We start from the raw sequence: 20,539 nt of genomic DNA on the forward strand, positions 1-20,539 counted from the left end.
GTTCGTCCTGAGCCAGGATCAAACTCTCCGAAGAAATGTTTGACTTGCTCATTTGCTTTTTTAATAGTGTGTGCTCACTAAAAATTTAACGTTGGCGCTTTGTTTTGTTCAGTTTTCAAAGAGCAATATCTTTCGGAACAGCTTATTTATAATAACATTTTCATCACTGCAAGTCAACAACTTTTTAAAACTTTTTAAAAGTTTGTAATATGTTTGCAACTCGTTCGTAACGACAGATATAAATATAACACCATTACGTTAACTGCGCAATACTTTTTAAAAAGTTTTTTTGGGATAATGTTGTTTTTATTTCAAGCCCTAGAATCCATTCTATTAAAAGACATGAAATTATAATAAAAAAACAAAAACCGAATGGGACATACCAGGATCATGAGCTACGCCCAATGATCCCAGCCATCCGAATTCGGCCTGCAATCAATATTCATTTTGCTTAAATTAGCGGTGTCTCATCAACGGGAATAACAGGACGTCACGTATAGACGGAGAATTGGTCAATAGCATAACCAAACGGTCAACACCAATTCCAAGTCCGCCAGTTGGCGGCATTCCATATTCTAACGCCTCCAAGAAATCTTCATCCATTTCATGGGCTTCATCATTACCTTGCTCTCGTTCTTTTAATTGAGCTTCAAAGCGTTGACGTTGATCAATTGGGTCATTTAGTTCCGTGAAGGCATTTGCATGCTCCCTACCTACAATGAATAACTCAAAACGATCTGTGAAACGGGAGTCTTCCGGATTTTTCTTTGCTAAAGGAGAGATTTCCACTGGATGGCCATAGATGAATGTAGGTTGAATCAACTTATCTTCTACCTTCTGTTCAAAGAATTCATTTACGATATGGCCGAACTCCATGGATTCCTTAACTTCAATCCCATTTTCTTTAGCGAGCTGCTGCGCTTCTTCTTTACTCATTTGAGTCCAAAAGTCCACACCAGTATATTCTTTTACAGCATCAACCATGTGAAGTCGTTTCCATTCCGGCTTTAGCTCTATCTCATACTCCCCATACTGGATGGTAGTCGTCCCCAGAACTTCTTGAGCGATATGGGCAATCAGGTTTTCCGTTAAACTCATGATATCTTGGTAATCCGCATATGCCTCGTATAATTCGATCAATGTGAATTCAGGATTGTGTCTTGTGGATACTCCTTCATTTCTGAAAACCCGGCCAATTTCATAAACTTTCTCCAATCCGCCGACGATTAAGCGTTTTAGATGAAGTTCGATGGCAATCCTTAAATTCAAAGGCATATCCAAGGCATTATGGTGAGTAAGGAAAGGGCGTGCCGCAGCTCCACCAGCAACAGAGTGCAGTAGAGGCGTTTCCACTTCAAGGTATCCATGATCGTCCAAATACCGTCTCATGGCTTGTACAATACGACTGCGCATGATCAATGTGTTTTTGCTTTCCTCATTTGTAATCAAATCGACATAACGCTTCCGGTAACGCTCTTCAACATCCTTTAGGCCATGAAATTTATCAGGCAACGGACGAAGCGCTTTAGCAAGGAACACATATTCTTTAGCTTTAATGGAAAGTTCCCCGACTTTCGTTTTGAAAATAACGCCAGTTACCCCTACGATATCGCCAAGATCCGTTTGGTTGAAAATTTGGTAAGAATCTTCTCCTATGTTATCTAAACGGACGTAGATTTGGATTTGACCGCTAATATCCTGGATATGGGCAAATCCCGCTTTCCCTTTTCCACGCTTCGTCATGACACGGCCAGCGATTGTAACTTCAATTTCTTTTTCTTCAAGATCTTCTTTTTCTAATTCACCATAAGCACTGACTATCTCCTGAGTGTTATGCGTGCGCTCGAATCTGCTCCCGAAAGGGTCTTGTCCATTATCCATCATGGCCTGCATTTTATCGCGCCTTACCTGCAGTTGGTCATTCAATTCTTCATGACTCACGAAAATCATCTCCATCTTTATTAATAAATGCATTATATAATTAATCAGAAATTCTTTTGCATACATATTTATTCTTACATAAAGTAAAGGAATTCAACAGCTTTTTATCTTAAAACATTGTTTATGTACATATAAAAACTGCCAGGATTACTGGCAGTTTAAGATAAGCGTATTATAGGAAAATAGGAAGGTAATGTCAAACATCAGACCATTTGGATATTTTGTTGCTTCGCTTCAATATCATCAACAAGTCCATATAGAAGGCTAACAACATCTTCCCTTGTTTCACAATAATTAATCCCTTTGCGAGCCTTAGCATTCCCTTTAACACCTTTTAAATACCAAGAAGCATGCTTACGCATTTCACGAACAGCGACATTTTCATTTTTCAATGCAATTAGACGATCCATATGAAGCACGCAAACCTCCATCTTTTCACGAACGGAAGGTTCATCCATCAGTTGACCGGTTTCTAGATATTTTACAGTACGGTAAATCATCCACGGGTTACCTAGAGCTGCACGGCCGATCATGACTCCATCAACACCCGTTTCCTTCAGCATTCTTTCCGCATCCTGTGGAGTTTCCACGTCACCGTTACCGATAAGGGGAATATTAATTGATTTCTTCACTTCACGGATGATGTCCCAGTTAGCTTTTCCTTCATACATTTGAACTCGTGTTCTGCCATGCATGGAAACAGCTTTACCGCCTGCGCGTTCAACAGCCTGGGCATTTTGAATCGCAAAAACGTGCTCATCATCCCAGCCTATGCGCATTTTCACCGTTACCGGCTTTTCAACAGCATCAACCACCGCTGAAACCATCTCATAAATTTTGTTTGGATCGAGGAGCCACTTTGCACCCGCATCACATTTAGTGATTTTAGGGACAGGGCAGCCCATGTTGATATCAATGATGTCAGCATTTGTGTTTTTATCTACAAATTGTGCTGCTTCGACCAAAGATTTCTTTTCTCCGCCAAAGATTTGCAAACTTAACGGCTTTTCTCTTTCATCTATATAAAGCATATTCATCGTTCTAGCATTTTGAAGAACGATTCCCTTGTCACTGACCATCTCCGCACAAACAAGGCCAGCACCAAATTCCTTGACAGTCAAGCGGAATGCCGAGTTACAGACTCCCGCCATCGGTGCTAGCACTACCGGATTCTTCATTTCTATATTGCCTATTTTTAACACGGTGTGCCTCCTATAACATTCTTTCATTTATCCTCAGGTGGCTGAAGCTCCTCAATGGAAACTTGAAGAATTTCTGCCACTTCCAGTAAAAATGCTTCTGAAGGGTTGCGGTTCCCTCGTTCAACTTCTCCCAACAAGGAAACGGAAACGCCTATTTCTTTCGCAAACCCTTCCTGGGTATAACCCTTTAACTTTCGAAAAGCGCGAATACGCCTTCCCCATTTTTCACCTTCCATAATCGAACTCCTTCTTTATCCGAAATCTGTTCAAGCAGGTCGCTCAAAGGTGCATGCATTTGCGGAGGTGATATATCAGGATCCACTTCCATTAATGGCACGATAACAAAAGCCCTCTCGTGCATACGAGGGTGCGGGACTGAAAGAATCTCTGTCTCAATATTTTCATGATTATATAACAAAATGTCAAGGTCTAAAGTACGAGGACCCCACCTAATTTCCCTTTTTCTCCCTAATTCTTGTTCGATTTTCATACAAGCGTGAAGTAATTTTTCGGGTTCCAAATCGGTTTTCACTTTAAGGACAGCATTTAAAAAACAGTCCTGATCTTCATATCCTATTGGGTCTGTTTCATATAATGAAGAGCAGGCCACCAACTTGATATGCGGATTTTCAGACAATAATAGGAAGGCCCTTTGGAATGTTTCAAGGCGATCCCCTAAGTTCGACCCTATTGAAAGGTAAGCAATATTTACCACAATCAGCGTCCCCTTACAATCTCTATAGCAACCGAATCATAATGACCTGCTATTGGAGGATCTGGTTTATAAACCTTCACGGTGCATGTCTCGATGGAAGAATATTTATTAAGTAGTTCAGAGGCAATTTTTTCAGCAACAGCTTCCACTAACTTAAAAGGCTTTCCCTCAACAACACTTTTACACACTTCATATAACTCACCATAGTTGATTGAGTCTTCAAGGTTGTCATTCTTCCCAGCCTTGGCTAAGTCAGTATGGACGATTAAATCCACTTTAAACCGCTGACCAAGCTTCGTTTCTTCCGGAAAAACTCCATGATAACCGTAAAACTCCATTTTATTCACATATATCTTATCCATTTCATTCACCTTTTCCTAATAGAGCATCCATCATCTTTGCAGTCCGTGCCATTTCCTTCACATCATGTACACGAACCATTTGACAGCCTTGTTGAATGCCATGGCAGATCGTGGCGGCTGTTCCTTCCATCCGCTCACTAGGCGGCAGGTCCAGAACATGTCCAATCATGGACTTTCTTGATGTGGCTAGCAGTACGGGATATCCTAATGATACAAGCTTATCAAGATTCCTCATCATTTCCAAATTTAACTTTAAATCTTTCGCAAAGCCAATTCCCGGATCGAGAATGATGTTTTCATCCTTGACTCCCGCATCCTTTACCAACATGATGCTTTCGAATAAATCTTGAAGTACATCACGAACAAAATGTCCATAACTCATATTATCCCTATTATGCATCAGGATAATCGGCACCTTATATTCCGCAGCAACCTTTGACATCAAGGAATCGGCCTTACCTCCCCAAATGTCATTTAATATATGTGCTCCTGCTTTTACCGCCGCTTCGGCTACTCTTGATTTATATGTATCGACCGATATCGGTACTTCAATATTTCGGGATATGGCTTCAATAATCGGGGCGACTCTCTCTATTTCCTCTTCATCCGTTATCCTCTCATAGTTAGGACGGGTGGACTCTCCGCCTACATCCAATATATCCGCTCCGTCGTTTACCATCCGTTCAGCATGCTTCAAAGCGGCATCTATCCGATTATATTTCCCGCCATCCGAAAAGGAGTCGGGCGTAACATTCAAAATCCCCATAATTAAGGTTCTATTGCTGTAATCCAAATCAAATGAACCGCATTTTATTTTTGACGCTCCAGCTAATGACATCCATCGTTCTCCTTCGCCTAAAGAAATCTATATATACGAGTTTACCCATTTACATAGGCATAGCGCAAGTTCCATGAAGATATGGCATGCTTCTGCAGACTTTACTACAAAAAGAAAAGCAAAGCCCCTAAGGAACTCCGCTTCTAATTTTTAATGTCTTGTCTTACTCAAAGTTATATAATGGCGTACTTAAGTAGCGTTCACCATTACTTGGTATGATAGCAAGTACCTTTTTGCCTTTTCCCAGTTTGTCAGCCACTTTAATGGCAGCCGCAATTGCGCCACCAGAAGAAATTCCACCAAGGATTCCTTCCTCTTTTGCTGCACGGCGGGCATAATCAAACGATTCCTCTGTATCGACTTGAATGATTTCGTCATAGAGATCTGTATTCAAAATACTCGGGACGAAGCCTGCACCGATTCCTTGGATTTTATGAGGTCCTGGAGTCCCACCCGATAATACCGGAGAGTCCGCAGGCTCAACAGCGTAAATCTTAATGTCAGGGTATTTTTCACGCAGCACTTCACCAGCACCTGTTATGGTTCCGCCAGTACCGATTCCGGCAACGAATGCGTCCAGACCTTCATCACCAAAGGCTTCAACGATTTCAGGTCCTGTAGTATTCCGATGAACTTCAGGGTTGGCTACATTCTCGAATTGCTGTGGAATGAAGTAACCTTTTTCTTTAGACAGCTCAGTCGCCTTTGCGATTGCACCCTTCATTCCTTCAGGTCCGGGAGTAAGAACTAATTCTGCGCCATAAGCACGAAGCAAGTTACGGCGTTCCAAACTCATCGTCTCCGGCATTACCAGAATTGATTTATAGCCCTTTGCCGCTGCTACCATCGCAAGTCCTATTCCAGTATTTCCGCTTGTAGGTTCAATGATCGTATCACCTGGCTTAAGGGTACCAGTTTTTTCTGCCGCTTCGATCATCGCAAGGGCGATACGGTCTTTTACACTACTGCCTGGGTTAAAATACTCAAGTTTCAGATAGATATCTGCACTGTTTTCATTTTGAAGCTTGTTTAACTTCACAATAGGCGTTTGTCCAATTAAATCGATTACAGAATTAGCTATACGTGCCATTTTCTCCACTCCTTATCATTTCAAATACCGAGTATGTTTATTGGTTTTATTTATTTAAAGTTACCAGTTTTTATAGTTCATTGTCAATGATTATATACTATATTCTAAATTTTCTCACACAACCATTGACCTACTTTTTTTCTTTCAATCCATAAAACCATTCTACATCAAATTCGTCCCAGAAAACTTTCCCTGAGACCGGTGCCTGAATCTGTTCAAGAGCTATTTGGCGGTGAATCTTGTCTTTAACTTCATCATATTCATACTGCTTGCCCTCTATTCTTTCATGCAGATAGATAATGGCCCAGCCATCTTCCGTTTGAATCGGATCACTCCACTTTTTTACCTTCAAATTCTCGGCAGCGGTAATGTATTCCTTGGAGACTTGCTCGCTATCCTGTGATATATAACCCATGTCGCCTCCTTGATTTGCAGTGAATTCATCAAGGGACTTTTCCATCGCTAAGACATCAAAGGAGACGCCTTTCTCCAGTTCACGTTCGATTTGGTCCGCTTGCTTTTTTGTAGACGAGGTAATATGGGAAATATGGAAAGCCGTAGGGATTCTGTAGATATCCTTATTATTATCATAATGATTCCGCATAGCCGTTTCGGAGACCGAAACGTCCTTGGTGAGGAGCTTCTCGAGGAGGAGACTCGACTGAATTTCCTGCCTCAGTTGATCGTTACTTTTATTAAGGTTCTGACCGGCAGTCCCATACATCGTTTTCATCATTTTAAGTTCCCGATCAAGCTCTTCATCCGAAATTTTCACTTTGTATTTTTCAGCTGCCTGTTTCACGACCTCTTTATCGACCATTTCCTCAAGTACATCTTCCCCATATCTGTTTTCGAGCTCATTAATCCATGCGTCCCGGGAAATATCCTTGGATCCAACCTTTGCGGCCGTTTCTTCCCCGATGACGGATTTTGACATGATTAGTGGTTTTATGACAAAGATAATGATAGTCAATAGGTTCAACAAGGCAAGGGCAGCAATAATCGCCCGAAGCTTTTGTTTTGGCAAACCCTTATCCCCCGTATATTATTTTTTGGTTTCCGCTTCTAGTTCCTCGAGTTCTTCCTTCGAGAATTGGTAGGTCTGATTACAAAAATGACAATGTGCTTCCGCTTGTCCATCTGTATCAATGATATCCCGAATCTCAGCTTGCCCTAGGCTAATCAATGCATTTGCAATTCTTTCCTTAGAACATTGACAGGAGAATTGGACATCCATTTTTTCTAGTATATTCACATTGCCCTCACCTAAAATCTCGGTTAGGATTTCTTCAGGAGTCATGCCGCTTTGAATCATCTTAGAAACAGGAGTTATCGTGCTTAGTCGATTTTCGATTTTTGAAATTGTATCTTCGGATGTACCCGGCATCAACTGGATGATGAATCCACCCGCTGCAAGGATTGAATTATCCGGATTAACCAGGACCCCAACCCCCACAGATGAAGGCACCTGTTCGGAAGTAACAAAGTAATATGTGAAATCTTCACCTAATTCTCCCGATACAAGCGGTACCTGACCTGAAAAGTAATCACGAAGACCGATATCTTTGACAACAGTCAACAATCCATCGGTACCCACCGCTTTCCTTACATCAAGCTTTCCTTGCTCATTCAAATCAAAGTGAGTTTGCGGGTGGGTGACATATCCGCGGACTTCTCCCTTTGCATTGCTGTCGACCAGGATGGAACCAATCGGTCCACCGCCCTCGATTTTAATCGTCAGCTTTTCTTCACCTTTTAACATTCCGCCCATCATAACGCCTGCCGTCATCGCCCGTCCAAGGGCAGCTGAAGCAGTAGGCCATGTATAATGGCGCCGCTGAGCTTCTCCTACCGTGTCTGTTGTTGAAACAGCATATGCCCGAACCTGTCCCTCATAACCTAACGCCTTTATTAGATAATCCTTCATTTATTTTGCTCCTTTCATGCTTTGTGTTACTTCTTCACTTGCTCACGATTACGTTTATAAATCAACTGCAGCCCCTTCAAGGTCAAAAATGGCTCCACTACGTCAATCACAGTAGACTCATTGGCAATTAAGGTAGCCAATCCACCTGTTGCTATTACCGTCGGTTCTAGATTACTTTGCTCCTTAATTCGATTAACGATTCCTTCTACCTGTCCAACATACCCATATAAAATACCAGCCTGCATGGCGGACACCGTATTTTTCCCAATTATCCCTTCTGGCCGGCTGATTTCTATTCTTGGAAGTTTGGCTGCTTTTGAATAAAGTGCTTCAGTGGAAATATTTATACCCGGAGCAATGGCTCCGCCCATGTATTGTTTATCCTCATTTATATAGCAATATGTAGTTGCCGTGCCAAAGTCCACGATAATGAGAGGACTTCCATATTCCTGGATGCCTGCGACGGCATTAACGATTCTGTCCGCACCCACCTCACGCGGATTTTCGTATTTAATATTCAAGCCAGTTTTTATTCCAGGTCCAACTATAAGCGGTTTAATACCAAAGTATTTTTTGCACATTCGTTCAAGCGCAAACATAATTGGCGGAACTACCGAAGAAATGATGATTCCATCAAATTGATCAAACGAAAGACCTTCATGTTGCAGCAAAGACTTTATGACCATTCCATACTCATCTTCTGTCTTGTGACGGTTAGTCTCAATTCGCCAATGATATTTTAAAATATCTTCATCGTATACGCCTAATACAGTATTCGTATTCCCAACATCCAATACAAAAATCATCGTTTCATCACTCCGGTAAATTATTCTCCAACATCATACCACACTGTTATTTCACCACGCTATTAGTCGCACTTTTCGAAAGGTATCCCAGAAACTTCATCATATTTAATTCAAGAGTGAAGAAAAGGGTATTTCCGAGGCGGAAATACCCTTTTGAATCCAGTCAATTTAAGACTTTTTATTGTCATCTTCGTTCGGGAAGGAAAGCGGCTGATCTTGAGGCGCACCTTCTTTGATTGGAGGAGTATTCAATCCTTCCTCCGTTATTTCAAGGTCCTCAGGTCCTCTCTTATCCAATGGATCTAATAGGGCCTCTTTTTCTTCCTTCTTCGTATTGATGTTCACCTTGACATTCTCATCAGTGGTTAAATTCCCATTAAGGGCTGTATAATCCCGTTCTGGCAATTTACCATTATGGAATAAACTTTTGATTTGTTCAGCATCAAGTGTTTCCACTTCAAGCAAGGTTTTTGCAACCAAATCAAGTTTTTCACGATTTTCAGTAAGAATCGTCTTACATCTTTCGTAAGCTTCCTTGATGATACGTTGAATTTCAAGATCAATTTCATATGCTATTGCATCTGAATAGTTTTGATCATTGTTGAAATCTCGGCCAAGGAAGACCTGACCTTGTGAATTACCGAATTGAAGTGGTCCGAGTTTACTCATGCCATATTCCATAACCATGCTCCGAGCTATGCCCGTTGCACGTTGGAAGTCGTTATGCGCACCGGTACTCGCTTCTCCGAATGTAACCTCTTCGGCTACACGGCCACCCAATAGACCTACGATTTTATCTTTAAGCTCAGGTTCCGTCATGAAGAAACGATCTTCTTTCGGCAGCATAACTGCATAACCGCCAGCTTGACCACGAGGGACAATCGTAACTTTATGAACGACTTCGGCATCATCCAGAACCAATCCAATAATGGTATGGCCTGCTTCATGCCACGCTACGATATTTCTTTCCTTTTTGGAAATGACACGGTTTTTCTTGGCAGGTCCAGCGATAACGCGATCCGAAGCTTCATCCAAATCGGACATGTCGATCTTCTTCTTATCTTGACGGGCAGCTACAAGCGCCGCTTCATTCAGTAAGTTTTCAAGATCTGCACCAGAAAATCCTGGAGTACGCTGAGCGATTGCTTTCAAATCGACTGTTTCTGCTAATGGTTTATTTCGTGCATGCACCTTCAGAACTTCTTCACGGCCCTTAACATCAGGGCGGCCTACCGTTATTTGACGGTCAAAACGTCCTGGACGCAATAAAGCTGGATCCAATACATCAGCACGGTTAGTCGCGGCGATGATTATGATTCCCTCATTACCACCGAAACCATCCATTTCCACCAGTAGTTGGTTCAATGTCTGTTCACGTTCATCGTGACCGCCACCAAGACCTGCACCACGTTGACGTCCGACTGCATCAATTTCATCGATAAAGATGATACATGGTGCATTCTTCTTAGCATTTTCAAACAAATCACGAACACGGGATGCACCGACGCCCACAAACATTTCAACAAAATCAGAACCACTGATTGAGAAGAAAGGAGTTCCGGCTTCACCAGCCACTGCTCGTGCAAGTAAAGTTTTACCTGTACCAGGAGGCCCAACTAAAAGTACCCCTTTAGGAATACGGGCTCCAAGCTCGGCATATTTGCGAGGATCTTTCAAGAATTCAACAACCTCGACAAGTTCCTGCTTTTCTTCGTCCGCTCCGGCAACATCATTGAAGCGTACTTTTTTCTTATCATCATTATACAATTTCGCCTTACTTTTCCCGAAGTTCATGACGCGGCCACCGCCGCCGCCCTGAGCTTGGTTAAGTAAAAAGAAGAAGAGGATAAAAATGATTACAAATGGAATGATGGAAGTGAAAAATGTCACCCAGCCACTTGTTTTTTCTGGAGGTTCAACAGTGATGATGTCCTTATCCAACTTGGTTACGGCATCATTGATTCTACTTTGAGAATATTCACTGAAAGGCACGTACGTCACAAAGAATTTGTTTTCCTCATAACCTTTGAGCTTTCCTGTGATTTCAAATACACTGCTTTCGGGCTGCATCGTCAGTGCAGTAACATCCCCATTCTCCAAATGCTTATAGAATTCATCTTGGGTCATTTTCTCCGTTGGTTCATTGTTATTATTAAAAATGCTTACAATCCCAATGATGACCAAAAAGATCAGTAAATAAAATATGGTATTACGGAAGATCCGATTCATCCCTTACCTCCTCCCACGGGTAAACAAACTATAGTAAATACTATCATACAAAATTAATGAATTACAATAATTTAACACCGCTGTTTTTATCTGGTCTTCTCTTTCAAACAGGTACGATTAATTCGAGTAAATTTCAGGCTTCAATATGCCAATATACGGGAGATTACGATACTTTTCCGCAAAATCAAGACCATATCCGACAACAAATGCATCCGGAACGATGAACCCGGCATAATCCGGAGTGATATCCGCTTTCCTGCCTGTTGGTTTATCCAATAAGGTAACGATTTTAATTGATTTAGCTTTTCGATAACGGAAAAGTTCCGCAAGATAGCTAAGAGTCAAACCGCTGTCGATAATATCTTCGATGATTAAAATATCCCGGCCTTCAACCGATGTATCAAGATCTTTTATGATTTTCACTTCACCGGAAGATACAGTGGAGTTACCATAGCTTGAAACATCCATAAAGTCCATTTCAAGATGTGTATCCACACGTTTCAGTAGATCTGACATAAATGGCATGGCGCCTTTCAGCACTCCGATGGCCAACGGGAACTTACCTTGGTAATCAGCTTCAAGCTGCGCACCCAATTCCCTGATTTTTTTTTGAAGTTCTTCCTCCGATATTAAAACCTTTTCAATGTCGTTTTGCATGGTCATTGTAATTAATTGCCCCCCAAGAAGAATTAAGCTTTTTTATATTCTAAGTAGATTAAAGATTTTTCATCAGAAATTATATCCGGCTCAATATTCGATTTCTTTAAACCAGGTAGCCAAATGGCCGTTCCCGTTTGATCGATGATGACCGGCCACAAATTTCTTTCTAGCCTCGGGATCTTTTCATTGATAAAAATATCCTTTAACTTTTTAGTTCCACCCAATCCCTTGACGGCCATCCGTTCGCCTTCATTCCTGGTTCGGACTGTAAGAGGAAACTGAACAGCTGATTCGGGAAGAATAAAAGAATGATTTCCACTAAGTACCGGAATTTCTTCTTTTATATAGTGCGCTTTAATCTTATATCCATTCGGAAGAAAAGTCTCACCGGGAATTTGTAAATTAAGGGAATATTTAAGGCTTTTTTGCCGAAAAAATCTAAAAGTGCAAGTTTGATATGATTTTTCCGCAATAAGGCCCTCCGGAAGATGCAATTCTGCAGATGGTTGAGGATTCAAAAACAAAACTAAAAGTTGGTCAATATGTAATGCCGAAAGCGATGAAGGTCTCTCCAAATAAAGATAGTTTAATATTAGTTGAATCGCCCTTCTTTGTAAAGGTTTAGGCATCACGAGAACCTTATCAATCTGAATAACCGCTTGATCTTTATCCTGTTGGATCCAAACCTCGGACATTTTGCTTGAAACCATTTTCAAAAAAAACTCTTCATCTTCATAAAGCTCTTCACTGAATCGTTGAAAATGCTCATGAACCTTTCTATTTTCTTTCTTTAAAAATGGAAGGACTTCATGTCTAAAACGATTTCTTGCATAGACACCCGTTTCATTGCTCGGATCAAACCTTGGTTCAATATTATGAAGGCCCGCATATTCGATTATTTGGCTTTTCGTGATCTCAAGAAAAGGCCTGATCAGATTCCCGGTATGGAACCGTCTCTTTATAGGAATACCTGCTCTTGCCTTACCTGTCGCCCCTCTTGTTAAACGCATGAGCATCGTTTCTATTTGGTCATCTCCATGATGCCCCAGGACAAGCGTGGAGGCTTGATGCTTATCCATCATTTCTTCATAGAAAGAAAAACGCAACTTTCTTGACGTTATTTGTGAACTTTCCCCCGTCTGCTCCATCCGGGCAGGAACATCGATCCTTTTCCCCTCGAATGTAATGCCCCACCGTTCACAAATATGCTCGACATATTTGTAATCCTCATAGGATTCTTCACCTCGAAACATATGGTCAACACTTGCAACGATCATCTCGTAACGAAAAAGAGGTTGAATTTCCTTAAGGATATGGAGAAGCACCAATGAGTCCGGTCCTCCGGAGACACCTATTAGCAACTTCGAGTGTTCCTTAATCAATTCGTTTCTATAAATGGTGCTCAGAACTTTTTCCTTTAACATACAATCTTCCTTCTTTATGAACAGGCATTAGTTTTATACGATTCAATCATGAAATGGTTTCAACTATTCCATGTCCTTCACCTAATAACTATATCATAACAACTGTTCATATATGTATAGAACATAGAGCATCGATATGATGGCAACCAGCAAAAAAGTTTCAAAAAATCCGCCACTTTTCTTTTTTGAATGGTTTTGGGACCTTCTTGCTTGTCTCGTTGCAGGTTGTATTGTTTGCGGCTGACCCGCCGCTGCCTGAGTCGGGCCCTTTTTCTTCGAATGATTTTGCTTACTTAGAACCATGACCAAATCCTCCCGCATTTGGAGGGCTGAATCATACTGCCCGTGGAGTGCTTTATCTAGCATCTTCCTATACGGGTTCAATTCTTTTTTCTGCTTAATCAGGTCGTTAAGCTGTCTATACCCCTCCCCTTTCTTGTGGAAACGTCCAGGATAGGCCGAATTGATTATAATCATCGCCACAGCGAACAAGTCATATTGCGGATCGGCCTTTCTTGATCCAAGTCCCCAGTAACCCCTGTCAAAGAACTCAGTGAATTCTTTAACAGATCGCCCGATTAAGGTGGTTCCGCCAACATCCACGCACCGTACCTTATAGGCTGGTGAAGTCACGATCAAATTCTCAGGTTTTAAATCCCCGAACACCCATCCATTGGTATGCAAGGCAGACAAGCTTGTTAAAAGCTGAAGCATTAAGACACCAATCCATGATGACCCTTTTTTATCGATGAAACGCAAAAAATCGTGTCCGTGGATATATTCCATGACATAAAAAGGGAGCTGCTTTCCTGTTTTCATGAAATCATCCGCTTCCAAAAAGGAAGGCCCAAGGGTAGACCCCTGGACCTTTGAAAAGGATTTTAGGATATTCATCTCCGAAATAATGGACGTCCCATTATCACTGAGCTTTAAAGCATAATGACGATTTCCGCTTTCAACCAAATAGACGATCCCGTTCGCTCCACACCCCAATTCCTTAATTATTTTGTACTGATTTTTATTCCATTTTCCAGTGACCAAACTGCCAGGCAGGAGTTTACATTGATTCCTCAAAGTATTGTTCATCATCATGTGATAACAATCCCCTCAATGAACGTTTTTTATTGAAATATGTCAAAGCTTCACGAATGGCCGGACCTGTCGGAGTGAGTCCCCCTGTACTAAGCTTAGGAAAAGTTGCCGTCAAGGCTTCAAGGTTCGGGGTCCAATCCAGCAACTTTTCAACATCATTTCTTTTCCCAGGAAATACGAATACGGAAAAACGGCTGTCACCCATTCTTGCATTCATACTAAGGGAAAGATCTAATAAGGAATCTTTTACTGTAGGCAGTTTATGTTTCATGCTTGCACTTGTATCAACAAGAATCAGTACTTCGAGCTTGCTTGTTTCCCCAAGCTCATCGACCACCTCCATCACTTCTCCTCGTTTATCAGGCGGAAGATCCTCCATCGTTTTTGAATCTCCAAGTATTTGTTGAAGTTCACGATTGATAACTCCCTGTATAGTTTGAGTCATTGCCTTTTGAGTCACCATTTGGACGGTTTGGGACAACTGCTGAGCATAGACTATTTGACTTACGCCACCTCCAGAACCAGCAATCTTCTCAATTTCTTTAAGCCCCTTTTCATCTATCACATCATTTTCCATGACACCTATGACATTGATGGTTATGCCTTGCTCCCTTGCTAATTCAGCCATGGCAGACGGTTCTTCACCATGATTTGAACATCCGTCGGTTATAAGCAAAATCTGTCTTAATGTTCCTGCTTTCATGTTTTGCTCTCCCTTCCTATCAATTTGTTACCATAATTGACTAAAAAAGGGGAAATTATACGCAGAAGACATCGCATCAAGTCACATCATGGAGTGAAGTGATTGAAAAGAGTTCAACCCTCTACCTTTCATCCGTCTTCCATTTCTCCACCTCATTTTGGTTTTATTTATTTAATGTATATAAACGGCCCCTACTGGGCCTTTTTACGTTTTGGAGAAACGGGAATGGATGCCCATTTCGGTGTGTTATGCTTAATTTTCGATGTAACCACTGTCATGTCATCATCTATGATCCCTTTTGTTCGGATGACCTCTTCCAATATTAAATCAGAGATTTCCTGTGGATCGTCTGTTTCCATTTCCTTGATTTTTCGTTTAAGCCAGAACTCGATATTTTCGACATGTGAGGGGCCATCGAACACACCATCGCTCATCATGATTAATATGTCCCCTGCCTTCAGCTCTTCTGATACAACATCAACATCGAAATCCTGGATGATTCCCATAGGAAGGTTACTTGATTCAATTTTTATTATCCTATCCCCCCTTTTAATGAAACTCGGTATCGAACAGATTTTTAAAAACTTAGCCCTTGCGTCCTGAAGATCAATCATTGCCAAATCAAGAGTCGAAAATATTTCATCGGTAGTGCGTAGAGATAATACGGAGTTTACGGATTTAATGGCTATTTTTTCTTCTATTCCCGATTGTAAAAATTTTTGTAGCAGCTTCAATGTCTCTGTACTTTCAAAATGGGCCCTTTCCCCATTTCCCATTCCATCACTGATGGCTATCGCAAATTTGCCGCAGCCAATTTCCATGGTCGTATAACTATCTCCTGATACAAGCCCTCCCCCCTTGGCAGCATGAGCCACACCCGTTTCGACCGTGAATTTTTTTGCTGACCTAAATATCACCTCACATTGCCCGTTTGGATATGTTGCACACTCTTCTGAATGAACGACTATCGTTTCACCTAAAATGTCAGAAAGCATGGGTGCAATCAACTTTTCGCATTCCCCTCTGCCCTGGCAGTATGGGACACTCATCTCTATATCAACATTTCCTTGTTCTAGACTGTATATTTCAACATGACCTATGTGCAGGCCAAAATCCTGGATGGCTTCCAAAATGGATTCTTCATGTACATGATGATTCTTCCTTTCCCTTTGAATTTCTTTCGCAAAATCATCCATTACTGCCGAAACGCCCCGCAGTTGATCCGCCACTAGTTTCCGACTTTCCTTCACCTGCCTTTTTAATTTTTGGTTAGCTTCAAAATAAGTAAGTTCCTGTGCTATCGCCCCAATGACCTGAGGCCCGCGGCTACAATATTTCCCCCATTCTTTCGAAGTTTTTTGGGGGAGCTGACCATTATTTTCACTTAATTGAAGCATAATTTCCTGCATGCCGTCATAGGTTGTATCAAAGTTCTTGGACCAGCATTGTTCCTTCTTAAAACAAAGCTGGCACGTCTTTTCCGTTACATTACTTAAGAAGTAGTCGAATTCTTTCTCATCTTCCTCCAATCTCCCCCTTTCATCCACTTGGGAAAAGCTATTTGAGAGCGCCTCAAATACATGTGAGAATCGCTCCACCCTTTGAGCGGTGACATCCCTCACTTTTCGGGCATACTGCTGCTGTTCATCAGAATTCTCGACTGTTCCCGGTATATGTTTCGCTATTTTGTTGATTATGGATGGCGGTGTCAATATAAATAGGGCTACAGCTATAAGTGATTCATAAAGGGTCACCATAATATTATTGGTGCCCTCACCATATAAACCTATCAGTAATGTAGCAATCAAGAGGCCTGCGGCAACCCCTATCTTCCTTCCCTCCTTCAACAAACCTCCCAGAAGCCCTGAAAATGCGAGAAGGCTCATTTGATAAAGACTTGCAATACTCGCCAAGCTGAATATCAATCCAGTAACTACACCTACAGTGGAGCCTATGGCGGCCCCTCCCGCCAGCCCGAAGAGGAGGACCAGGTATCGCGAGAATATATGGTCGAGTGATAAGTCGTATATCATCCAACCGATGGTTCCGGTCATCACCGAAGCCAGCAGGATGATGATACTGACGATTTCCTCCGTCTTTAATGATTGGGACTTTGTCCGAATGGTCAGCATCGGGATGGATTGTATGAAGATTAAGGTTAAAATCATTGCGAGTCCCGCCTCTACCCCTATCATCATCAAGTCGTACAGCTGAATCGTTCGAAATACCAGATATTGCTCGGCAAGGTTGACCAGGAATAGTGAAGCAAAGACGTACATCGACATTGTCTTGAATTGTCCTTCCACGGCGGGCTTCTTGATCTTATGAAATAACAGGAGCAGGAACGCCGATGCAAAGATGACTAAACTATTTGAATAGTGAACGGTCAGCCCACCTGCAATCAATCCGAATAAAGCCAGTGGAGCCCTATCACGCCTCATGAGGAAAACGGCTGCGAAAAACGGAAGTCCAAATGGTGCAAGCTGCGAAAGAATCAAAGCCCGTCCTAATAAAAAACCGATAATTGCTAAAGAGATACCTTTTTTTATGAATATGTCTTCCGACTTCATTTGCAGTTGTTGGATCCAATTGATGGCCCCTGCCTTCGCTTCTTTTAATTGAACATCTCCAAGAGGTTCCATCATAGGTCTTTCTACTTTTTCCATTTCAACACCCCATTCGTATTAGTGGTTTTTATTATATAGAGGGCTTGTCTATTTTTTTGTCAGAATTTTATAAGCGGATAAGAAAAACGTTCGACGAAATTCTTCTTGAACAATCATTTGTATACAGGTTTTTGTACCTTTTTTTCCAATACGAAAACGGGTGTTCCTTTTTTTTTGAAGAAAAGCAAAGTTTTTAGGTTATTTTTGCGGAAAATAACACGAATAAATAATCAGGAAATGGAAACCGACAAACTTTATTTTTTTTGTTGACATTTTTTCTTCACGACTGTAAGATATAACTTGTGCTTCAGTAGCACTTACCATTATGGCGGCGTAGCTCAGCTGGCTAGAGCGTACGGTTCATACCCGTGAGGTCGGGGGTTCGATCCCCTCTGCCGCTATCTTTTCTCATTAAAATCAAGGCCCGTTGGTCAAGCGGTTAAGACACCGCCCTTTCACGGCGGTAACACGGGTTCGAATCCCGTACGGGTCATCATATATCAAAAGCGCCTCTGCACACTTATATCGGTAAGTGTACAGAGGCGCTTTTTTTATGTCGTTGATAATTAAAAGAAGACAAGCCAGCAAGCTTGCCTTTATCTACACTATGAATAATTTCACAGGAAAAGTTGCTAAACTATTATTTTTCAGCAGCAGTTTTATCCGCGTCTTCCGCCTCGACCTCCCCGTTTCGTTTCGGTGCTACGTTTAAGGGTCGTTAAGCGGTCTTCGCTATCTTTTAAGAATTTAGCCATTTTTTGCTCAAAGTTTTCCTTAGGTTGGAAACCATTACCTTTCGAGCGGAAGTCTTTGGAACGGCTGTCATTCCCTCTTCCTTGGCGCGGACGTGGTGTGTATGCAGGTTTTTGCTCACCTTCAGGACGGTCTATCGCTTTTTTTATGGACAAGCCAATCTTGCCATCTTTAACGTTGATGACTTTCACCTCAACTGTATCGCCCACTTTTAAATGATCATTGATATCCTTGACATAGTTATCAGCCACTTCACTGATATGAACAAGACCGGTTGAACCTTGAGGTAGCTCTACAAATGCACCAAAATTAGTTATGCCTGTTACTTTACCTTGTAACTTGCTGCCTACTTCGATTGACATAAAAAAAATGTTCCTCCTTAGAAATGTTAAAAAAATCTCTTCACACTATATTATAACGAAAGTAAAAAAACAGTGTCAATATTAGTCACTATCTTCCTTCCCTTTTGGAAGGGTAAAAATGATTTCACCTTTTTCAGATAAGAAATAATCCCGTCTGGCTATTTTCGCTATATAATCGTCGTCATTAAGCTTTACGATTTCTTCTTTAAGAAGGGTCTCGTCTTTTTTCAATTCAGCTAACTTTCCCTTCATTTCTTCCTTTTGTTTAACTTTCTCATCCAGTGCAACATTTTGCGTTATGAGGGTGGAAACGGCAAAAATCAAAAAGACAGCGGCGAAAACTGAGTAAAGGGTTAATCTACGCATTAGACCACGCTTCTTTTTTTCTACGGTTTGTACTTTTTTCTCTTGTTGAGCGACGTAGGGATTTTCCATTTTTGCCACTTTCCTTTTACGCAGGCTACTCATTTTTTATCGCTCCTCATTTCTTTTTATTTCTCCATCCATTTAGCGTTCTAAATATAGAATTCTTTATTTTCAATAAAATCCCTTTTCCTTTATTATAAAACTTCCCGACGTTTTTCGTAACAAAAACCGGCAATAAATTCCATATATAAGTCAAAATCCATTTTAATGGTCTCCAGAATATAGTCAAAATAAAGAGAAGTATTTTTCCCGCCCATTTTAATAATGCCAAAACGAACTTACCTATTCCGATGATGATGGCCAATACAGATACTAATACCCATTTTATCGGTAGAAATATCAGCATGTGAACCGAATTCGCTATAAACCTCGCCAACTTTATCACAAGTATAATCAAAAACTCTAATAAACGTTGATAGAAACCTTTGAAAAGTGCTTGATAAGCTGAAAAACCGCATAATAAGGCCAAAAATAAATAGAGGCGAAACTCTCCCTCATTCACTAAAAACAAAACATAAAAAATAAGGAGACCCTGAATGATCCAGAAAAGGAAGTCATGGATGAATACAATCCACCTTTTCCTTTCTGAACGATTCAGGAACCGGCTATACGTATCCAGGGCAGCTCCAAAGCCACTGCCCATGCCTATCATCGCAAGCAACGTATAAAATTGGATCGTTAAGGTCATTTGAACAATTTGCCAAAGAAGCCTTTAGCTTTCTCCCCTGATTGCTCATCTAAATAAACAAGGTCGAAAATCTTTCCCTTAATGGAAACGATGCCTTTATCAACGTCTAAATTCTTCATTTGCAAGTTTTGGCCCCGGATAGATAAGAAACCCATTGACGTTTCGAGCAGAAATTCTTCATTATCGAAACTTTCAACTTGTTTGACACCGGTAATATCAAGTAAACGGCGGCCTTTCATCGTTACATCATGCTCTTGAGTCGTTCCTTTTGTGTAACCAGCATTCGGATCAATATATTGGCTCATTTTTTCATCCCTCACAGTACCACGGATTTTGTACAAGTGTATGTCCGTAAGAGTGGAATTAGAACCAAGCCTGTCCTTACTCCTCCGCTAGCTTTTCTTCCTTTACGATGGTATACATATCTGCAGCCGCTTCTTTTTTCGTCGTTTCTTGAATTTTATCGACACGGACCGTAACAAGCTTTTGACCGAACCTTACCGTCAACTCATCGCCATCTTTCACATTCGAACTTGCTTTGGCCTGTTGTCCGTTAATCGTGATTCTCCCTTTATCCGCAACCTCCTTCGCAAGTGTGCGGCGCTTGATCAACCTTGAAACTTTTAGGAATTTATCCAATCTCATCGACATTCAA

21 protein-coding genes and 2 tRNA genes are annotated in these 20,539 nt (G+C 41.3%); 2 read left to right on the forward strand and 21 right to left on the reverse strand.

The window, feature by feature from the left end; genetic code table 11:
- Positions 1 to 456: 456 nt before the first annotated feature.
- The 16 genes from lysS to spoIIE form a co-directional block, all read right to left on the reverse strand.
- Positions 457 to 1,956 (reverse strand): lysine--tRNA ligase, encoded by a 1,500-nt coding sequence (gene lysS, locus J7J00_RS22325; RefSeq protein WP_214794772.1) that lies wholly within the window; start codon positions 1,954 to 1,956, stop codon positions 457 to 459.
- A 188-nt stretch (positions 1,957 to 2,144) separates the two neighbouring features.
- Positions 2,145 to 3,143, reverse strand: coding sequence for a tRNA dihydrouridine synthase DusB (dusB, locus tag J7J00_RS22330; RefSeq protein ID WP_214794701.1), 999 nt, complete (start codon positions 3,141 to 3,143; stop codon positions 2,145 to 2,147).
- A 23-nt stretch (positions 3,144 to 3,166) separates the two neighbouring features.
- On the reverse strand, positions 3,167 to 3,379 hold the full coding sequence (locus J7J00_RS22335) for a helix-turn-helix domain-containing protein (protein WP_214794703.1): 213 nt from the start codon (positions 3,377 to 3,379) through the stop codon (positions 3,167 to 3,169).
- Positions 3,331 to 3,858, reverse strand: coding sequence for a 2-amino-4-hydroxy-6-hydroxymethyldihydropteridine diphosphokinase (gene folK, locus J7J00_RS22340; RefSeq protein ID WP_214794705.1), 528 nt, complete (start codon positions 3,856 to 3,858; stop codon positions 3,331 to 3,333). The genes J7J00_RS22335 and folK overlap by 49 nt, the downstream gene beginning before the upstream one ends.
- 2 nt (positions 3,859 to 3,860) lie before the next feature.
- On the reverse strand, positions 3,861 to 4,220 hold the full coding sequence (gene folB, locus J7J00_RS22345; protein WP_214794707.1) for a dihydroneopterin aldolase: 360 nt from the start codon (positions 4,218 to 4,220) through the stop codon (positions 3,861 to 3,863).
- 1 nt (position 4,221) lies between these two features.
- Positions 4,222 to 5,058 (reverse strand): dihydropteroate synthase, encoded by an 837-nt coding sequence (folP, locus tag J7J00_RS22350; RefSeq protein WP_214794709.1) that lies wholly within the window; start codon positions 5,056 to 5,058, stop codon positions 4,222 to 4,224.
- A gap of 163 nt (positions 5,059 to 5,221) precedes the next feature.
- A complete protein-coding gene (gene cysK / locus J7J00_RS22355; RefSeq protein WP_214794711.1) occupies positions 5,222 to 6,148 on the reverse strand; it encodes a cysteine synthase A in 927 nt (308 codons plus the stop codon).
- Positions 6,149 to 6,278: 130 nt separating this feature from the next.
- On the reverse strand, positions 6,279 to 7,175 hold the full coding sequence (locus J7J00_RS22360; RefSeq protein WP_214794713.1) for a peptidyl-prolyl cis-trans isomerase: 897 nt from the start codon (positions 7,173 to 7,175) through the stop codon (positions 6,279 to 6,281).
- Between the two features lie 18 nt (positions 7,176 to 7,193).
- Entirely contained in the window at positions 7,194 to 8,075 is an 882-nt protein-coding gene (gene hslO, locus J7J00_RS22365; RefSeq protein WP_214794715.1) for an Hsp33 family molecular chaperone HslO, read from the reverse strand.
- Between the two features lie 26 nt (positions 8,076 to 8,101).
- Complete coding sequence (locus J7J00_RS22370) at positions 8,102 to 8,881, reverse strand: type III pantothenate kinase (protein ID WP_098372673.1); 780 nt, start codon at positions 8,879 to 8,881, stop codon at positions 8,102 to 8,104.
- Between the two features lie 168 nt (positions 8,882 to 9,049).
- Positions 9,050 to 11,110: an ATP-dependent zinc metalloprotease FtsH gene (ftsH, locus tag J7J00_RS22375; RefSeq protein WP_214794717.1), complete on the reverse strand. Its 2,061-nt coding sequence runs from the start codon at positions 11,108 to 11,110 to the stop codon at positions 9,050 to 9,052.
- 117 nt (positions 11,111 to 11,227) lie between these two features.
- Entirely contained in the window at positions 11,228 to 11,767 is a 540-nt protein-coding gene (gene hpt / locus J7J00_RS22380) for a hypoxanthine phosphoribosyltransferase (RefSeq protein ID WP_076373001.1), read from the reverse strand.
- Between the two features lie 32 nt (positions 11,768 to 11,799).
- Positions 11,800 to 13,194 (reverse strand): tRNA lysidine(34) synthetase TilS, encoded by a 1,395-nt coding sequence (gene tilS, locus J7J00_RS22385; protein WP_214794719.1) that lies wholly within the window; start codon positions 13,192 to 13,194, stop codon positions 11,800 to 11,802.
- A gap of 93 nt (positions 13,195 to 13,287) precedes the next feature.
- Positions 13,288 to 14,283, reverse strand: coding sequence for a protein kinase domain-containing protein (locus J7J00_RS22390; protein ID WP_214794774.1), 996 nt, complete (start codon positions 14,281 to 14,283; stop codon positions 13,288 to 13,290).
- Positions 14,252 to 14,989: a VWA domain-containing protein gene (locus J7J00_RS22395; RefSeq protein WP_063235926.1), complete on the reverse strand. Its 738-nt coding sequence runs from the start codon at positions 14,987 to 14,989 to the stop codon at positions 14,252 to 14,254. The genes J7J00_RS22390 and J7J00_RS22395 overlap by 32 nt, the downstream gene beginning before the upstream one ends.
- A 191-nt stretch (positions 14,990 to 15,180) precedes the next feature.
- Positions 15,181 to 17,655, reverse strand: a complete 2,475-nt coding sequence (gene spoIIE, locus J7J00_RS22400; RefSeq protein WP_214794721.1) for a stage II sporulation protein E — start codon at positions 17,653 to 17,655, stop codon at positions 15,181 to 15,183.
- A 327-nt stretch (positions 17,656 to 17,982) separates the two neighbouring features.
- On the opposite strand from spoIIE, the gene J7J00_RS22405 reads away from it, so the two are divergent.
- A tRNA-Met gene (locus J7J00_RS22405) sits at positions 17,983 to 18,056 on the forward strand.
- A 20-nt stretch (positions 18,057 to 18,076) separates the two neighbouring features.
- Positions 18,077 to 18,148: transfer RNA gene (locus J7J00_RS22410), tRNA-Glu, on the forward strand.
- Positions 18,149 to 18,314: 166 nt separating this feature from the next.
- Here J7J00_RS22410 and J7J00_RS22415 read toward each other — a convergent pair.
- The 5 genes from J7J00_RS22415 to J7J00_RS22435 all read right to left on the reverse strand — a co-directional run bounded on the left by J7J00_RS22415 (position 18,315) and on the right by J7J00_RS22435 (position 20,529).
- On the reverse strand, positions 18,315 to 18,770 hold the full coding sequence (locus J7J00_RS22415) for a S1 domain-containing RNA-binding protein (RefSeq protein WP_214794723.1): 456 nt from the start codon (positions 18,768 to 18,770) through the stop codon (positions 18,315 to 18,317).
- A gap of 81 nt (positions 18,771 to 18,851) precedes the next feature.
- Positions 18,852 to 19,238, reverse strand: coding sequence for an FtsB family cell division protein (locus J7J00_RS22420; protein ID WP_214794725.1), 387 nt, complete (start codon positions 19,236 to 19,238; stop codon positions 18,852 to 18,854).
- Between the two features lie 13 nt (positions 19,239 to 19,251).
- Positions 19,252 to 19,884, reverse strand: coding sequence for a spore cortex biosynthesis protein YabQ (yabQ, locus tag J7J00_RS22425; RefSeq protein WP_214794728.1), 633 nt, complete (start codon positions 19,882 to 19,884; stop codon positions 19,252 to 19,254).
- A complete protein-coding gene (gene yabP / locus J7J00_RS22430; protein WP_034316308.1) occupies positions 19,881 to 20,189 on the reverse strand; it encodes a sporulation protein YabP in 309 nt (102 codons plus the stop codon). Before yabP ends, yabQ begins: the two co-directional genes overlap by 4 nt.
- Positions 20,190 to 20,265: 76 nt before the next feature.
- On the reverse strand, positions 20,266 to 20,529 hold the full coding sequence (locus J7J00_RS22435; RefSeq protein WP_034316386.1) for an RNA-binding S4 domain-containing protein: 264 nt from the start codon (positions 20,527 to 20,529) through the stop codon (positions 20,266 to 20,268).
- Positions 20,530 to 20,539 lie beyond the last annotated feature (10 nt).

It is taken from the genome of Bacillus sp. ISL-4, from assembly GCF_018613275.1.
Lineage (GTDB): Bacteria > Bacillota > Bacilli > Bacillales > DSM-1321 > Peribacillus > Peribacillus simplex_E.

Bases quoted from the DNA above. Each gene is read 5' to 3' on its own strand.
- lysS (WP_214794772.1), bottom strand. From the start codon at position 1,956: ATGGAGATGATTTTCGTGAGTCATGAAGAATTGAATGACCAACTGCAG.
- J7J00_RS22335 (WP_214794703.1), bottom strand. From the start codon at position 3,379: ATGGAAGGTGAAAAATGGGGAAGGCGTATTCGCGCTTTTCGAAAGTTA.
- folB (WP_214794707.1), bottom strand. From the start codon at position 4,220: ATGGATAAGATATATGTGAATAAAATGGAGTTTTACGGTTATCATGGA.
- folP (WP_214794709.1), bottom strand. From the start codon at position 5,058: ATGTCATTAGCTGGAGCGTCAAAAATAAAATGCGGTTCATTTGATTTG.
- cysK (WP_214794711.1), bottom strand. From the start codon at position 6,148: ATGGCACGTATAGCTAATTCTGTAATCGATTTAATTGGACAAACGCCT.
- hslO (WP_214794715.1), bottom strand. From the start codon at position 8,075: ATGAAGGATTATCTAATAAAGGCGTTAGGTTATGAGGGACAGGTTCGG.
- J7J00_RS22370 (WP_098372673.1), bottom strand. From the start codon at position 8,881: ATGATTTTTGTATTGGATGTTGGGAATACGAATACTGTATTAGGCGTA.
- ftsH (WP_214794717.1), bottom strand. From the start codon at position 11,110: ATGAATCGGATCTTCCGTAATACCATATTTTATTTACTGATCTTTTTG.
- hpt (WP_076373001.1), bottom strand. From the start codon at position 11,767: ATGCAAAACGACATTGAAAAGGTTTTAATATCGGAGGAAGAACTTCAA.
- tilS (WP_214794719.1), bottom strand. From the start codon at position 13,194: ATGTTAAAGGAAAAAGTTCTGAGCACCATTTATAGAAACGAATTGATT.
- J7J00_RS22390 (WP_214794774.1), bottom strand. From the start codon at position 14,283: ATGATGAACAATACTTTGAGGAATCAATGTAAACTCCTGCCTGGCAGT.
- J7J00_RS22395 (WP_063235926.1), bottom strand. From the start codon at position 14,989: ATGAAAGCAGGAACATTAAGACAGATTTTGCTTATAACCGACGGATGT.
- spoIIE (WP_214794721.1), bottom strand. From the start codon at position 17,655: ATGGAAAAAGTAGAAAGACCTATGATGGAACCTCTTGGAGATGTTCAA.
- J7J00_RS22415 (WP_214794723.1), bottom strand. From the start codon at position 18,770: ATGTCAATCGAAGTAGGCAGCAAGTTACAAGGTAAAGTAACAGGCATA.
- J7J00_RS22420 (WP_214794725.1), bottom strand. From the start codon at position 19,238: ATGAGTAGCCTGCGTAAAAGGAAAGTGGCAAAAATGGAAAATCCCTAC.
- yabQ (WP_214794728.1), bottom strand. From the start codon at position 19,884: ATGACCTTAACGATCCAATTTTATACGTTGCTTGCGATGATAGGCATG.
- yabP (WP_034316308.1), bottom strand. From the start codon at position 20,189: ATGAGCCAATATATTGATCCGAATGCTGGTTACACAAAAGGAACGACT.
- J7J00_RS22435 (WP_034316386.1), bottom strand. From the start codon at position 20,529: ATGAGATTGGATAAATTCCTAAAAGTTTCAAGGTTGATCAAGCGCCGC.